This is a genomic window from Shewanella fidelis ATCC BAA-318 (assembly GCF_000518605.1).
GTDB lineage: Bacteria > Pseudomonadota > Gammaproteobacteria > Enterobacterales > Shewanellaceae > Shewanella > Shewanella fidelis.
Genome location: NZ_JADX01000011.1, coordinates 191,950 through 206,703, shown reverse-complemented (window position 1 = coordinate 206,703; position 14,754 = coordinate 191,950). Strand labels below are relative to the sequence as shown.

The 14,754-nt window shown below is 43.5% G+C and carries 10 protein-coding genes; 4 read left to right on the top strand and 6 right to left on the bottom strand.

Annotated elements, in window-relative coordinates; genetic code table 11:
* Positions 1 to 41: 41 nt before the first annotated feature.
* From L884_RS0106905 to L884_RS0106885, 5 genes are all read right to left on the bottom strand, one after another.
* Positions 42 to 2,558 (bottom strand): zinc-dependent metalloprotease, encoded by a 2,517-nt coding sequence (locus L884_RS0106905; RefSeq protein WP_028766805.1) that lies wholly within the window; start codon positions 2,556 to 2,558, stop codon positions 42 to 44.
* Between the two features lie 463 nt (positions 2,559 to 3,021).
* Complete coding sequence (locus L884_RS0106900; protein WP_028766804.1) at positions 3,022 to 4,281, bottom strand: hypothetical protein; 1,260 nt, start codon at positions 4,279 to 4,281, stop codon at positions 3,022 to 3,024.
* Between the two features lie 14 nt (positions 4,282 to 4,295).
* Positions 4,296 to 5,282 carry a hypothetical protein gene (locus L884_RS0106895; protein WP_028766803.1) on the bottom strand — a complete coding sequence of 329 codons (987 nt, stop codon included), beginning with the start codon at positions 5,280 to 5,282 and terminating at the stop codon, positions 4,296 to 4,298.
* A gap of 23 nt (positions 5,283 to 5,305) precedes the next feature.
* Positions 5,306 to 5,869, bottom strand: coding sequence for a hypothetical protein (locus tag L884_RS0106890; protein WP_028766802.1), 564 nt, complete (start codon positions 5,867 to 5,869; stop codon positions 5,306 to 5,308).
* A gap of 190 nt (positions 5,870 to 6,059) precedes the next feature.
* On the bottom strand, positions 6,060 to 6,821 hold the full coding sequence (locus L884_RS0106885; RefSeq protein WP_028766801.1) for a class I SAM-dependent methyltransferase: 762 nt from the start codon (positions 6,819 to 6,821) through the stop codon (positions 6,060 to 6,062).
* 279 nt (positions 6,822 to 7,100) lie between these two features.
* On the opposite strand from L884_RS0106885, the gene L884_RS0106880 reads away from it, so the two are divergent.
* The 3 genes from L884_RS0106880 (at position 7,101) to L884_RS0106870 (ending at position 11,841) form a co-directional block, all read left to right on the top strand.
* Complete coding sequence (locus L884_RS0106880) at positions 7,101 to 9,395, top strand: OmcA/MtrC family decaheme c-type cytochrome (protein ID WP_028766800.1); 2,295 nt, start codon at positions 7,101 to 7,103, stop codon at positions 9,393 to 9,395.
* Positions 9,396 to 9,647: 252 nt separating this feature from the next.
* A complete protein-coding gene (locus tag L884_RS0106875; protein WP_245603083.1) occupies positions 9,648 to 10,880 on the top strand; it encodes a winged helix-turn-helix domain-containing protein in 1,233 nt (410 codons plus the stop codon).
* A gap of 118 nt (positions 10,881 to 10,998) precedes the next feature.
* A complete protein-coding gene (locus L884_RS0106870) occupies positions 10,999 to 11,841 on the top strand; it encodes a 23S rRNA (adenine(2030)-N(6))-methyltransferase RlmJ (RefSeq protein ID WP_028766798.1) in 843 nt (280 codons plus the stop codon).
* Positions 11,842 to 12,356: 515 nt separating this feature from the next.
* Here L884_RS0106870 and L884_RS0106865 read toward each other — a convergent pair.
* On the bottom strand, positions 12,357 to 13,235 hold the full coding sequence (locus L884_RS0106865) for a LysR family transcriptional regulator (protein ID WP_028766797.1): 879 nt from the start codon (positions 13,233 to 13,235) through the stop codon (positions 12,357 to 12,359).
* Positions 13,236 to 13,346: 111 nt separating this feature from the next.
* Here L884_RS0106865 and L884_RS0106860 point away from each other — a divergent pair, with 111 nt between their 5' ends.
* Positions 13,347 to 14,750: an MATE family efflux transporter gene (locus L884_RS0106860; protein ID WP_028766796.1), complete on the top strand. Its 1,404-nt coding sequence runs from the start codon at positions 13,347 to 13,349 to the stop codon at positions 14,748 to 14,750.
* The last annotated feature ends 4 nt before the right edge of the window (positions 14,751 to 14,754 follow it).

The window sequence follows — 14,754 nt, the reverse complement described above, 5'->3', positions numbered from 1 at the left end:
AGCCTAGCTAAAAAGCCAGGCTTTTTAATTACTTACGCAAGCTAGGCTTGCAGCGCCTTCTCAATCAAAAGATCCACATAAGCTTTATGCGCTTTCGTCTGCTCATTCGCTTCCCAAGGTGTACTGCGTTCAACAATAGCTTGAAGTTGATATAAAGCAGCAGACTTATGAATATGCGAGTACGCCGACTCAAGCCCTATACCTGCAATATTTATTAATCTGTTCACATACTCAATCTGCAGATTTTGGCTCGTTGACTTAAGCGCTTGTGAATCGACGAAAATAGTAGAAGTCAGCTCGCTCAAATAAGTATTAAGGTCATATTTATTGCCATATAACTCGGTATCTGAGATACGTTGTAATACATTCTTATGAAGTAAATGATTCAATACTGACGATTGCATATTTAGCACCATTTGATGCGCTTTTGGGTCTTCATTTATTCCGCTGCTATCCCAGCCTCGACGTTGATGCTGCATATAACCATAAAGTGGCTCTATAGACATAAGAGCCTGCTCAGAGAACACATACTTAGCAAGTGCATTCATTGCTTGTTGCTGTTTTTCAACTGTGACAGGTGTATAAGGTGCACGAGTATTATCGCCAACAAAACTACGTTCCACATTCACCCCGCCGATTTGGCGTGAGATAATCACAGCCTGCTTTTTATAGTCACCGTAAAGGGCATTAACTGAAGTTAATAGCTGTTGATGGGACTCACCTTTGACTAATGCAGTTTTCTTGAGCTCTCCTAGGTTATGATTAATCAATGCCATTCGCTCCACTGCATAGGCAACCGGGTTAGAAGTCATATCTCCAGTCATACTCATTGGATCAATATGCGTTCCTGAACGCCTCATATCATCAGCATCATTGGCAAATGCTAATCCCTTGTCTCCGGATCGACTCAGTATTTTATCTAGTCGCTTTCTTTCTGCAGATTTATCTTTCAATCCTACTGAATAGCCATATTCAATTGCCCAGAAATCATAAGGGCCAAGTTCCGTCTGAAAATAATCTCCCTGTTCAACGCCAATAGGAGCTAAGTTGATCGGCGCATATTCCATGATTGAGCCCGTAAGTACACCTTGAGTAATTGATTTATTATGCACTTCCCGTTCATCCCATAGGCTTGATGCTTTCATGTTATGACTTAAGCCCAATGTATGCCCGATTTCATGCATAACCAGCATTTGCAATCCTTGTTCCAGCACTGCCTCTTGGGTCATATCTTCTAACGCAATAGACTGGGCTAATAGCTGTCCAAGCTGTAATTGATGTCCCAAACTACAGTTAAGATTAGACTGCTGTGCGCTTAAATCATTTGCATCATCTTGTAGGCTGTTAGCCCCTCCTTGACTATACATTTGCTGCTGCGCCCACGTGTTTCGCATAAATCGATATTCTAAAATCAGATCAGCTCCTAATATTTCGCCAGTAAAAGGATTTGATACAGCATCACCATAACCGTTGCTTAATGGTTCAGGAGATGACACCCAGCGTAATACATTGTAATTAATATCTCCTGCATCCCAATTTGCATCATCAGGCTGGACCCTCACTTGAATAGCATTTTTAAAACCGATTTTTTCAAACGCTTTATTCCAAGTTAATACTCCGTGTTTAATCGTATCGCGCCACTCATGGGGAGTCGTATTCTCAATCCACCACGTTATAGGCACTACCGGTTCAGATAGCGTCGCTGATGGATCTTTTTTCTGTAGATCCCAACGTACAATTACATCCTCATAGGGCGCCCAATCAGCCGAAGTTTTATTGTCGAATTGATGTTGAAAATATCCCACTCGAGCATCATCAAGGCGTGGTTCAAAATCAGTATTTGGCAGCTCAAAAAATGAATGTTGTATTGTTATCGAAGCAACTCGAGGATCTGTCAGAGCTTTTGAGCCTACCCCCCAAGGGTTATCATTATTAAAGGCATACTCAACAGTCACATCAATATTGTTATCGTAACCACGATTATTAACGATACGGGATTTTGTAATATCTAATTGCCCAAGCTTAAACTGCTTTGTATTTTCTTGAGCATCGGCAATAGGCCACGGTGATACTCGATGTAACGACTCACTTAAAAACAAATCATCAGCATTGACCAATAACTTGCCACTTTGCTCGCTTTGAATTTTCAAACTCGCAATCACTGGCTCACTAAGATTAGCCTCGCTAGAGCGCCGTAATGGACTACTTTCATCAAACACAAATCGGGAAGATTTAGCTATGATGTCGATACGATCGAAATAGCGTCTAAATTCAAGTAACTTTTCATCTCGCTTAAGACCTCTAAATTGCCAAATATCAGCTAAACCATCAATGGTATGAGCCGTATACAAAATAGGCTTATTCAATTGAGACTCTTTAACTAGCATAAATGTCTCACCTGTTTTTCTATCTTGATAGAAGTCAAAAAAGCCTTTGGACTCAGACTTATCAGCTAAGATCTGTTGCAAACTTTGCTGGCTCTCATCAACTTCAGCTATTGCTGAATAAACACATGTCATTGATAACACTACAGCTAAAGAAAGGCTGGATATTTTCATTTTCGTTCCTTTTTATTGATTATCATTATTTTTAATAAATATTATTTTCCCCTAAATTCAGGGTGCACAAGGTCCCTCTCCTTGAAGAAGAGTTTGAAATTTTTATAAAGTTAGATTTTTATTAATTAGCAGAAAGTGCTAATTATTGGCGACAGAAAACGATGCACTAAGCTAATAAACAAAAGCCAATATGTAACCTCAATGATTCATCTGTTAAAACAATTCGAACCACAAGTTGTACATTCGTTCCATTACATGACAAAAAATGAGAGCTATCGCACTTTATTGCTAAAGGGAGCTGACTGGGAAAATAAAATATAGAAGGTGAATAAGGGGATAACTGAATTAAACATTAGCGAAAAGCGATAAGGAGAAATGCCTAAACTTCATCAGCTATGACAATAACTTCTATGATGTGAGATTTAATTCACCTAGAACACCAACTGTTTGTCCATAACAGTCATTACGCAACTGATGGCTGACACTCCTGCGCTACCAATCTCAGCGGTACCCCCAGTTTAACTAGATGATTGAGGATATACCTGCCGCTCCAAGCACAACCACTTAGTGAAATGAGATTATTATCCACGCCAATCAGCTTTATATCACCATCAATGTATAAAACTGGAGGGCCAACATCGTCCTCTCCAGCCTGAACATCAGCGTGACTAATATAAGCAATTTCGGCGCATGATATGTTTCTTGAATCATGACCATTTATGCCGGGAGTTAATAACCAAAGCTGCTTTTTGGTAACACAAACCGCCTTAAACGTGCCAAATCTTACTTCGCTACAAAAAGTAAAAATGAACGCCAAACATGGCATTGCTAAAAAAACAAACATAATACACATCATAAAAACCACACCAAAGTCAGACATACCTTCAGTGCGAATCACAATATCACCAAATTTATTGCGATAACGGCCTACGGGAAACATAAATTTAAATAGATCAGGCAGCCAAAAAACGTATGCATATAAACCTGCGAGGCTCAATGGAAATACCTTTAATCCATCACGCCACGATTTTTTAGTCAGCGTGTAGCCAGGCGTTATGGATAGATACTGACTTAGCTGTTCAACCACAGCCTTTGCATCATCACCTTCGAATGGGTCCTCTTCAAGAGATATAGTGCCAACAAACTCAAGTTGCCGTTGTTTAACGTCGCTTTGTGCCAGATCCTCATCAACTGGCTGGGATATTATTTCAGCAGACGGATTAAGCAGATAAATATCAAACCTTTTTAGTAACAGACAGTTAGACTGCTTATTTTCGAGCAGTAAATACTGCTCAGCTAAGGGTAAAACAAGCTCATCTTGGCGCTGCAAGCGTTTGTACACCAACACAGATAAGCCAACTTGATAAGCCACAATTACCAGCATTAACGTGCTGATATTTGCCAAAGCATAGATATTGCTAGCTGCAGCGAGCAAGACGAAACAAGCAAATACCCATTTATCAAAGCCAGATATTTGCGCAGACTTTGATATCCGTAGCGCATCATCTTTAAGATAAATCTGTTGGCGTAACTTAGGCTTAAAAACAAAACTGATCGTGACATAAATCGTTGCTATAGCGGTTAGTACCAGTGAAATAGCCTGAGCATCATAAAAACACGCACCGAGTAACAAGATTAAACCAATCACTAACGAAGCTTTCTGGAACATGCTTCGCGTAAAGGGGGTGAGGACTTTGTCTTGAATACTGGTTGCTGGGTTCACTGTCTCTCCAATACTTATGCTATTGGCACTATGGTATCGATTAACCGACTCAAAAAGGCAGGTTCATCTTGGAAAAAGCTATTTTTCTTATGCTCTATCAGTGTCACCTGCGGCAATTTGGCGGTTAAAATCAGATTCATCAATTCTCGTTCTGGCGGATATTGATAAAAAAGCTTGCCCGTTACATAAGCATTATCTCGCTGCCATTCAGCGAACGATGTTGAAAATCCAGCCCCTGTTGGCACTCGAATTTGTGCAAATACCTCAGGGTCGACATAGCGAGCAAAGTTATAAAGGCCGTGTAATTCAAGTGCAAAACATTTTTCAAGTGCGCCATATACTCGGCTGCGGGCAAAGCCAAGACTAGCTTGCTGCAATGCCTCACTCGCCCGATTACTGTCACCTTGCATCAGCGCCACGAGAAAATTGATAACCGCAGCATCCAACACTGGCAGCTTCTTTTTCAAAAACTTTGCCGCTAAAGCTAATGCTTCTGTTTGCTTAGCACTATCTTGATAATACAGTGAAGTAATGAGGTTCAGCGCCGGGGCGTTGTAGTAGGGATACTTGCAAAATGGTAAGTCTGCTGGTGCAAATGACTGAATAATTTTGAAATCATTACAAGCAAAGGCCGCCACTATATCGTCATAAAAACTGCTGTGATCTGTGCCACCAGCAGTGATGGCACTCGATAATAGTCTTTGCCTTGTGGACTGAAAGATAACGTCATTGAGCATCTGACAATCCTGAGTGTTGAACGCTTGATAAAAACCAAATAATTCAACGGATGGCCCTTCTATACGTAAACATGTAGACAAAGCCTTTGGCAAAGTAGACTTATCTGACAAGCGCTTAGCTGAGTAATCTTGTTTACATTCGCTAGTATGGCTTTGCTGCAACTCCTCCCATGAACGGATGTAAGGATAAGTCTCAGAAAAACGTTGCAGGCGCTCTTCGGCGAGTTTGTTATAAAGAGTTAGATACTTTTGGGCGTTATCCATAATGATCTCAAGCAAGCAGAAACTTATGTGGATGCTGTGGCAAAATCAGCAGGGATAAAAGCGATGCCGCTAATACCGGCTCGTTCTAGAGCGAGTTTGACTCGCTCATTGACATAATAAACCAATTTGTAATTCGACAGAGTGAAGCAGTCATGAGTGATTGCGCTACGTGAAAACTTGTGTTTATCAAGCTTCTCAGCCGACACCTTAGCATAGCCACCAATCACCTCTTTAAAACGTTTGGCATTAGATGCCACAGGGTCAAGTAGATCATAATCTGCTATGCAATTCATAAATGCAAAACTGTGGTCAACCGTGTCTGCGTGCACCTCAACAGGCACAAACTGTAAACCACTAAACTGATTTTCTAAGAAGATTTGTTGCACTTGTTCGCTAGCCAACAAACCAATACCCAATTTTAAAAAATCAGACATTGCTCGGCCGGTATAAAAAGTATCAAGGCCAACAATTGGCGGCGTCTCAAATGATTTAGGCTCGGTGTGATAAAAATTAAGCTGCTGAGGCTGTTGTTCTGTGAAGCTCGCTTCGTCGGGTTCAAATACTGCGGATAGCAAATAATAATTCATAGACAGATATACTCAGCAACAACTACTGAACGAATGGTCTCTGATAATATTATATAAATCAATAGCATTTACTCAGAAAGCTGACAGTAGATTTACCATGGCAATACTGTTCTAAAACGACAAATTTTAAATAACAAAAAGCCACTTAATTTAATAAGTGGCTTATCAACAATAATGCGTACTTGTTTTATTAAGCTGTCATCGCAGCTTTTACGTAAACATCGAAACGGTTTTTCTTAGTGGCAATCACCATGCTTGGTTTAACTCCATCTAAGTCATCAGCATAATCAGGGCGCTTAACCACAACCCGCTTAGTGGCTAAAGCCATTGCAGGTGCGAGTAGACCATCAGCATCAAGATCTGCGCCTACTAACGATTGGAATACCCGCATCTCTTTTTTCACTAATGCAGACTTTTCACGGTGAGGATACATAGGATCTAAATACACCACATCCACTGCGATATTAGATGCTGCTGCGGCATCGGCCAACGAGTCAATGCTTGAGCCATGGAACAAGCTCATACGCTCGCGCATCCAACCACCAATTTCTGCATCTTCATAAGCACGGCGCAAGCCATCTTCTAATAGTGCAGCCACAATAGGATGACGTTCAACCATCAATACCTTACAACCAAGACTTGCCAGTACAAACGCATCACGGCCAAGCCCTGCCGTACCATCAACCACAGTCGGGCTTACGCCCTGTTTCAAACCGACAGCTTTAGCAATTGATTGACCTCGGCCACCACCAAATTTACGCCTATGAGCAACGGCACCGCTAACAAAGTCAACCGAAATACCTTTTAGCTTAGGTTCATCACGCTTGATAAGCGTCAGTACATTGTCTTCAAATATTAATTCAAATTCTGCATTGGTATCATAAACAAGCCCCCAGCGTTCGCAGGCGGATTCGATTGTTGGGTAATGACGGTTATAGAAAATGCTGGTCACAATTAAGCTCTAGTTAGAAATACTGACACGCAGATGATACCACTGCACATGGCGAAACCCTATCTACCACTTTAGCCTCAAACGAAGATTTCAGGGCTATTTTGCTTAAAATTGCACCTCAAAAATCCTCAAAAGCGCTCAAATCAACTGAAAATCACCTAAAAACCTTCAAGATAACTATAAATAGGTAGCTGTTCACATCCTAGCCGATCGGCTTAAGGCACACTTTTTGCGCCGTTGATAAATCAACAGGCTCTAAAAAGAATTAAGCAGGATAAAATGATGATGAACCCACAAACCTTTAATAAGAATCTGTGCTATGCCACGCTACTTGCTGCATGCTCAATCGGTATGACAGCCTGTTCCGGCGATGATGGTAAAGACGGTGAAGATGGCAAGCCTGGTGGAAACACCACTACCCAAGCCGAAGTACTCACGCTAACGCTGACCGACACTTCAATCACAGACAACATTCTGAGTATCGACTTTACCGCTGAAAACGAACTGGCGATCCCTGTAATCAAGATCGCCGCAATCAAAGTCAATGCTGCACAATTGCTGCCACAAATTGAAGGCGAGCGCTCACAATGGCAAAAACTGGCGAGTGAAACCTGTTCGCCAGCCAAGGGCTGCGCCGGCACTTTAGTTGATAATATGGATGGTAGTTACCGCTACACCATGCATGCGCCGTTAACCATGGGCGATATCAGCCACAATAGCGACTTCACTCAACGCGTGCTGTTTAGCGTATTAGCAACAGACAACCTACCAGCCACAGAAGTGATCACTGACTTCAACGTTGATGGTAGTGAAGTCACCGACAATCGCAGCATCATTGATGGTAGCTCATGCTTAAGCTGTCACGACGATATTGCGTCTATTAAGCATGGTGGTGCTAACATTGAAAACTGTGCTAGTTGCCACACTAGCAATAACATGGACAACCCAGAGATGGTTTGGCCGGTACTCGCTCACACCGCTCATATTGGTATTACGCCGCAAGCTTTGGGTAACTGTACTAGCTGTCACTCAAAAGAAGTGAGTGAAACTGAGCTACAAGCCAGCAACTGGAACTTAGTGCCAACACGTGAGACCTGTTCAAGCTGTCACGATATGACGACTAACCCAGTTTATGATCATAGCACTCAACCAGATAACGGTAACTGCTTAACCTGTCACTCGCCTGAAAACACTTATGATGTACACATGAGTAAATCAGAAAAAGCGGTTGAGGAAGATCAGCGTAATATCGTTAATATCAGCCTTGAAGAGGCCAAGTTAGTAGAACAAAATGGCCAACATTTCGCAGAGATCAGCTTTGCACTACTTGACCGTCAAGGTGAGCGTATTAGCGTTGCCAATAACAACCCTGCCGATGCTGACTGGATTAAAAACCTACAGTTATACGTAAACTGGGGAACCTCGGTCGACTTCACCACGAGCCGTGGTTACAGCATCTTTGTTAAGAGTAATAAGAAAGACATTACTCAAGACGGCAGTGGTAACACACCTGCAGGTGAGCGTGAACGTACACCGCTACATAGCTCACAAGACAATGTATTTACTTATCTAATGGGCCCTATCGTCACTCAAGATGCCATTTCTGGTGACTTAATTGATGACGCAGGCTTTATCACTAACCGCTTTATTTACTGTTTTGATGACGCACAAAATCTAGTGAGCTGTGATCAAGCAGGCCACACTAAGAACGCAGAAGCCAACAAGCGCTGGTTCTTCGATAAACATGGCCTCACTGATGCACCAGAAGCTAAGCGTCCAGTGATTGTCAGCAATAAAACCTGTGGTACTTGTCATGGTTATGATGAGTTTAACGATAACTCAGAGTTAGCTTGTCGCAACTGTCATAGCCGCAACACTGAGATCAACAAAGAGCTAGCTGATACGACTTGTTTCTCAGGCCATGATCATGACGAGCTAGGCGAACATATTCGTCCGTTCGCAGAGCGCGCCATGGTAGCTAAAGGTAAGCCAGGCTTCTTAAGCTCTACAGCCGATATCGTTGATCCTTGTTTGGCATGTCACAACCCGAACACACCGCCGACTCAGGCCATTCGTGAAATGCACACAAAACCAAGTGATTGGGATTATGTTGAGCAGTTAACAGTAAGCCACCCAGACCATAAAGTTTGGATGCACTCACTGCATACGAATCAACGTGCGACTCAAGATCGTGCCAATGGCGTACGTAACATTGAGTTCCCAGCAGATAAAGCTAACTGTTACCGCTGCCACGAGGGCGATACCTTTGGTGTTGACCGTCTAACAGCTGTGGGACGCCCATTAGCACTTGATTTGGACTACAACCCAGACTCACGTGCCCACCCTGCTACTGATATCACAGTTGACGCTTACACCTCACCGGTTTCAGCAACCTGCTACGCATGTCATGCTAAGCAAGAAGACGCTAACGGTAAGATGGTGATTAACAAAGCCGTACGTGCCCATATGGAGCAAAATGGTGGTCGTTTTGGTGTGTCAGCAAATGAGCTACAGGTTGAAGCTTGCGGCGTTTGTCACTCTATCGACAACCTAAAAGAGGTGCATAACCTATAAGGTTAAAGCCTAAAACAATTGATGTCCCTGCAAAAGATATCAAGCAGCCCAATGCTTAGCATTGGGCTGCAGCTTTTGTGGTTTTCACAGACTTATATGCATTAATTGATTTTCTCAATCAACTACAGGCTTGCGCTAGCTGGCAAGCAAGCGGCAAATCCTGAACTGGATCAAACTTTGTAGGCAAAAATTTCCTCAGCAATAAGCCTAAGAATATACTCAATTAGATATCTGTTTTATTAGAGAATAACCGTGCAACTAACGTCAACGCTAAGCTTAAACGTGGTTCAGCAACACCTTTTTGATGCTGAAGACTCGTCACGTATCGAACTCAGCTTCGCCGAGACCGCCGTGCTGCAATTGATGCTCAAGCACCAAGGTACGCTTATTACTCGAGAAGCCTTACTAGAGGCTGGCTGGCACGACCGAGTCGTATCAGCATCATCCTTACAACAGTGCATCAGCGTACTGCGCAAAAAACTGGCCAATTATCCTGAGGTAGAACTCAAAACCATTCCTCGCCACGGTTATGTGCTGCATCTAGAAAGCAAACACAATCAACCTAATTACTTTAAAAAACCAAAGGCCGCCTTGTTATTTACATTGGCAGTTATCGCATCGCTGCTCTTGCTGAGTTTCGCCTATATTAACCATAATCAAGCACCCTATAACGAAAGCTTAGTCACAAGCAGCCTTAGTAATGTTAGCGGCAATATTCGAGTGTTTACCCCAGCTGCTCAAGCTGAGCTTAGCACCGCTACCAATAAGCGCCTTAAAAACCAAATTAGTGATGAGCCAAACTGGCAAGCCCCATTCTCCAGCTTTAGCAGCTTTGCATTACTAACCGACAAGATGGACAGCTTTGCTATTTGCCCCAACTACCAACAAGGACAGTGCAGCGGCAAACAGCTAATTAATATCACTAGCGAAACCCAACATGGCAGTCAATTAGCGTTATCTGACTTTCTCACCACCAAAATCAGGATGGAGCAGAAAACCTATAACAAGCTAGATTTACCAGAACTAAAAGCGCATCAAGGCGACTTAAAAGAGCAGATTTATCATGGCGATCTGTACTTTGCGATTGATGATCACCGCCTCGTTCGCAGTGATATGCGAATTTCATTGGTTGATCTTGCACCTGATAACGGTATTTTCTACTTCGCCGCCTGTATTACCGATGAAGACTGTTACACCACACCTATTCGCTATGAAATCCGCGGTCAGTTCAAACGCACCACAGAAAAGTGGCAACAACGCACTGTAGAGCGCTTTGACGTCGAGGTGAGTAAAACCACTCTATCATCACCTAATGCCCTATCTGATACCGCGCAAATTATCTACCTTGCGCTGAGAAAGCAGCATTTAACCCAAGAACAGCTGAGTTTCTATCGAGTCTATCAAGACGATGGTACCGCTATTTGGCAACTGCCACTGGTTAACGACAACATAATGTGGATGCAGCGACAAACCCTAAAACTATAAGTTGGACAGCTAACCCCATATTTGGCGCTGCAATCTAAGCCATTTTAGCTGCAACGCTGCACTTCAACAGCGTTTGGGTATATAATCAGCGTTCTTCCCATCTTTGGTTTTAAACGCAATGTTAAGTTATCGTCACGGCTACCACGCTGGCAATTATGCCGACGTCCTCAAGCACGCAGTTTTACTACAAGTGCTTAAACTCATGCACAAAAAAGATAAGCCAATGGCTTATATCGACACCCATGCCGGTGCTGGCGGTTATGCATTAACTGATGAGTTTTCTAAAAAAACCGGTGAATACTTAGATGGTGTGGCGAAGCTGTGGGACAGAACCGATCTTCCTGAATCACTCGTGCAGTACATTGAAGATGTAAAACACTTCAACCAAGGCAAACAAGAGCTTGAGTTTTATCCGGGTTCACCTGCCTTTGTGGATATGAACATGCGTGAAAAAGACCGCATGGTATTGCATGAGTTACACGGCACTGATTATTTAACCCTTGAAGAACAATACACAGGCGATCGCTCTGTGCGTGTAATCAAAGGTGATGGTCTAAAAGGCTTAATTGCTGCCGTGCCTCCACTTGAGCGTCGTGGGGTGATTTTGATCGACCCAAGTTACGAGATAAAAACCGACTACCAAGATGTCGCCAAAGCCATAATCAAAGCCCACAAGCGTTTTGCTACTGGCGTATACATGCTGTGGTATCCGGTGGTTGACCGTGAGCAAACCGAAGGCATGCTTAAGCTGCTTGCTGAAAGTGGCATTAAAAACCAATTACGTATCGAGCAAGCTATCAAGCCGGATAGTAATGAATTTGGTATGACGGCAGCGGGTTTATGGATCATTAACCCACCTTGGCAACTAGACACTAGCGCCAAAGAGATGCTGGATTATTTAGAGCGTCGCCTAGGCCAAAGTGGTGGCAAAACGGTAGTTAAACAGGAAGTGCCGGAGTAAAAGATAGGTCCTAGGAAAGCAAAGAAAGGTCCTAGGTTCTAGGTTCTAGGGAAAGCAAAAGATGTAGAGCCGTTATCTTTACGCTTTTCCTAGCAGCCAACTTGTTGGCGACCTAGTAGGTGCGTAGCACCGTCCTATCAGTGAGCCTGCGAACGTCCTAGAAACGAGCTTGCGAGTGCCCTATCTCTTAGCTTTGCCTAGCAGCCAACTTGTTGGCGACCTAGTAGGTGCGTAGCACCGTCCTAGTAGTGAACCTGTGAACGTCCTAGAAACGAGCCTGCGAGTGCCCTATCTTTTAGCTTTTCCTAGCAGCCAACTTGTTGGCGACCTAGTAGGTGCGTAGCACCGTCCTAGCAGTGAGCCTGCGAACGTCCTAGAAACGAGCTTGCGAGTGCCCTGTCTTTTAGCTTTTCCTAGCAGCCAACTTGTTGGCGACCTAGTAGGTGCGTAGCACCGTCCTAGCAGTGAGCCTGCGAACGTCCTAGAAACGAGCTTGCGAGTGCCCTGTCTTTGCCCTATTGCAACACAGAATGTAGCTCATCAAATAACCAGTGCATCACTGGGCCGATTTGATTATCACGGCGGTTTACTACGCCCATTTCCACCAACAGCGGCTCAGTAATATATTCCGTCGATAGCACACAAAGATCGTCAATATACCAATCTGATTTAGCCACATGTTCAGGTACTAATGCCCAACCCACGCCTTGGAGTACGAGAGCAACTATGTAGTAATAACTATCTATATACCAATAGTTTGCCGACAAAGGTGGCGTTTGTGACTGGCCAGTAATATCGCAAATGGCTAACTGCCGATATTGCATCAACTGCTCTAAGGTCGGCGCAGGTGTTGCCGCCAGCGCATGGCTAGGCGCAACCACTAAGCTCTGCTTAAATTGCCCAATCGACATAAAGTCGAGCGAGTCAGGTAACGTATTAGCGGTGTGGAACATAATGCCAATATCAGCTCGTCCAGCATCAACCCAAGCTGCAATGTCTTCTTGTGAGCCATTAATAATCGTCAGTTTTAATAAAGGGAATTGCACTGAGCAACGCTGAAATAACGCCTCAAATGCGGTAACCGGAACCGCTTCATCCATGGCGACAGTCAGACTAATTTCCTCGCCAGCGGTCACGCTCATTGCTCGAGCGTTTAAGCGCTGGCACTGGGTAATAACCGACTGTGCCTCAATAAACATCTCTTCCCCCAGTTTGGTCAAAACCGGTAATTTTGCACTGCGATCAAATAGTTCAAAGCCTAAGTCCGCTTCTAAATTACTCACTGCAGTACTGATCCGCGACTGCGCCTTGCCCATCTTACGTGCCGCAGCAGAAAACGAACCTAGCTTAACCGAATAAACAAAGGCGTTTAACTCATCTAGTGTCCAGCTCATTATCAGTTTCTTGCTCCAGCAACCTATATTAAAAACAGATAGTAACTAACTTTATTCAATCTCAAATACAGAGTAACTTGGCAAACTTTATTGTTCAACCTTGATATACCTATGCTAGATCCAAACATCGAAACCACTCAAAATCAGTCAATCAGCCGCACATTCTGGCGTTATACCTTGCCAGCAATTGCAGCCATGCTAGTTAACGGCCTATACCAAATCGTTGACGGGATTTTTATTGGTCATTACATAGGTTTTGAGGGACTAGCAGCAATCAATATGGCTTGGCCAGTGATCTACTTCATGGTGGGTTTTGGCATCATGGTCGGCATGGGTAGCGGCAGCTTGTTGTCGATCCAGCGCGGCAAAGGTGACACCCGCGCAGCAGCAACTATTTTAACCAGTAGCTTAGTGTTAATGCTGCTATTAGCTGTAATTTCTACCACGATTTTGTCGCTATTTAGCAGCGACTTTCTCATGGCGCAAGGCGGAGCTGGCGCCACCTTAGTGATGGCACAAGATTATATTGGCGTATTTACATGGGGAGCCGCCATTACGGTTATAGCCTCGGCCGTTCCGTTACTGATCAGAAATGACGAAAGCCCTAATATGGCCACTGGTTTAATGGTACTAGGCGCATTGATTAATATTCTGCTCGACTACTTACTGATTGGCGTTTTTGAATTTGGTTTACTCGGCGCAGCCATTGCCACTATTAGCGCCCAAGCTGTTGTTTGTATTCTTGGTTTTACTTACTTCTGCTCTAAGTTAAGCAGCATTAATTGGTCGGCAAAATTCAGCTGGTTTAATGGCAGTTTTGCTAAGCAAATAATCCTACTTGGCTCATCTAGCTTGTTTATGTATCTATATACTAGCTTTGTATTCGCGCTACATAATCGCCTTTTCACTGAATACGGTACGCCACTTACGGTAGGCGCCTTTGCGATTGTCGGCTATTTAATGGTGCTGTATTACCTCGTTGCTGAAGGTATCGCCGAAGGTATGCAGCCGCCTGTGAGCTACTACTATGGCGCGGAACAGCATGAAAACATCAATAAAATGCTTAAGCTATCAGTTAAAGTCACCTTAATTGCTGGCACTAGCTGGGTATTACTGCTGAACCTATTACCTGAAACTATGGTGGGCTTATTTAACAATGATGACCCATTGTTAATCGCTACCGCCATCGAAGGCATTAAAATGCACTTATTTGCCATGCCGTTAGATGGATTTATTGCACTTTCATCTATCTATTTTATGGCCACCAACCAAGGTGTAAAAGCCTTAGTTATAGCTTGCGGCAACATGCTTATCCAACTGCCATTCTTAATGATTTTACCTAAGTTTTTAGGCGTGAATGGCGTATGGATGGCTATGCCACTTTCGAATATTGCACTTTGTTTAGTTGTGGTGCCTATGGTGTGGTTTGATATTCGATCACGCGCCAAAAAAGCAAATCAAACGCAAGCTGAATCGAACAAGCTGCGAGTTAAACAAACTGCTATCCCCGCATAAACCA

Coding starts and splice junctions, on each gene's coding strand:
- L884_RS0106905 (WP_028766805.1), bottom strand. CDS start 2,558: ATGAAAATATCCAGCCTTTCTTTAGCTGTAGTGTTATCAATGACATGT.
- L884_RS0106895 (WP_028766803.1), bottom strand. CDS start 5,282: ATGGATAACGCCCAAAAGTATCTAACTCTTTATAACAAACTCGCCGAA.
- L884_RS0106890 (WP_028766802.1), bottom strand. CDS start 5,869: ATGAATTATTATTTGCTATCCGCAGTATTTGAACCCGACGAAGCGAGC.
- L884_RS0106880 (WP_028766800.1), top strand. CDS start 7,101: ATGATGATGAACCCACAAACCTTTAATAAGAATCTGTGCTATGCCACG.
- L884_RS0106870 (WP_028766798.1), top strand. CDS start 10,999: ATGTTAAGTTATCGTCACGGCTACCACGCTGGCAATTATGCCGACGTC.
- L884_RS0106865 (WP_028766797.1), bottom strand. CDS start 13,235: ATGAGCTGGACACTAGATGAGTTAAACGCCTTTGTTTATTCGGTTAAG.
- L884_RS0106860 (WP_028766796.1), top strand. CDS start 13,347: ATGCTAGATCCAAACATCGAAACCACTCAAAATCAGTCAATCAGCCGC.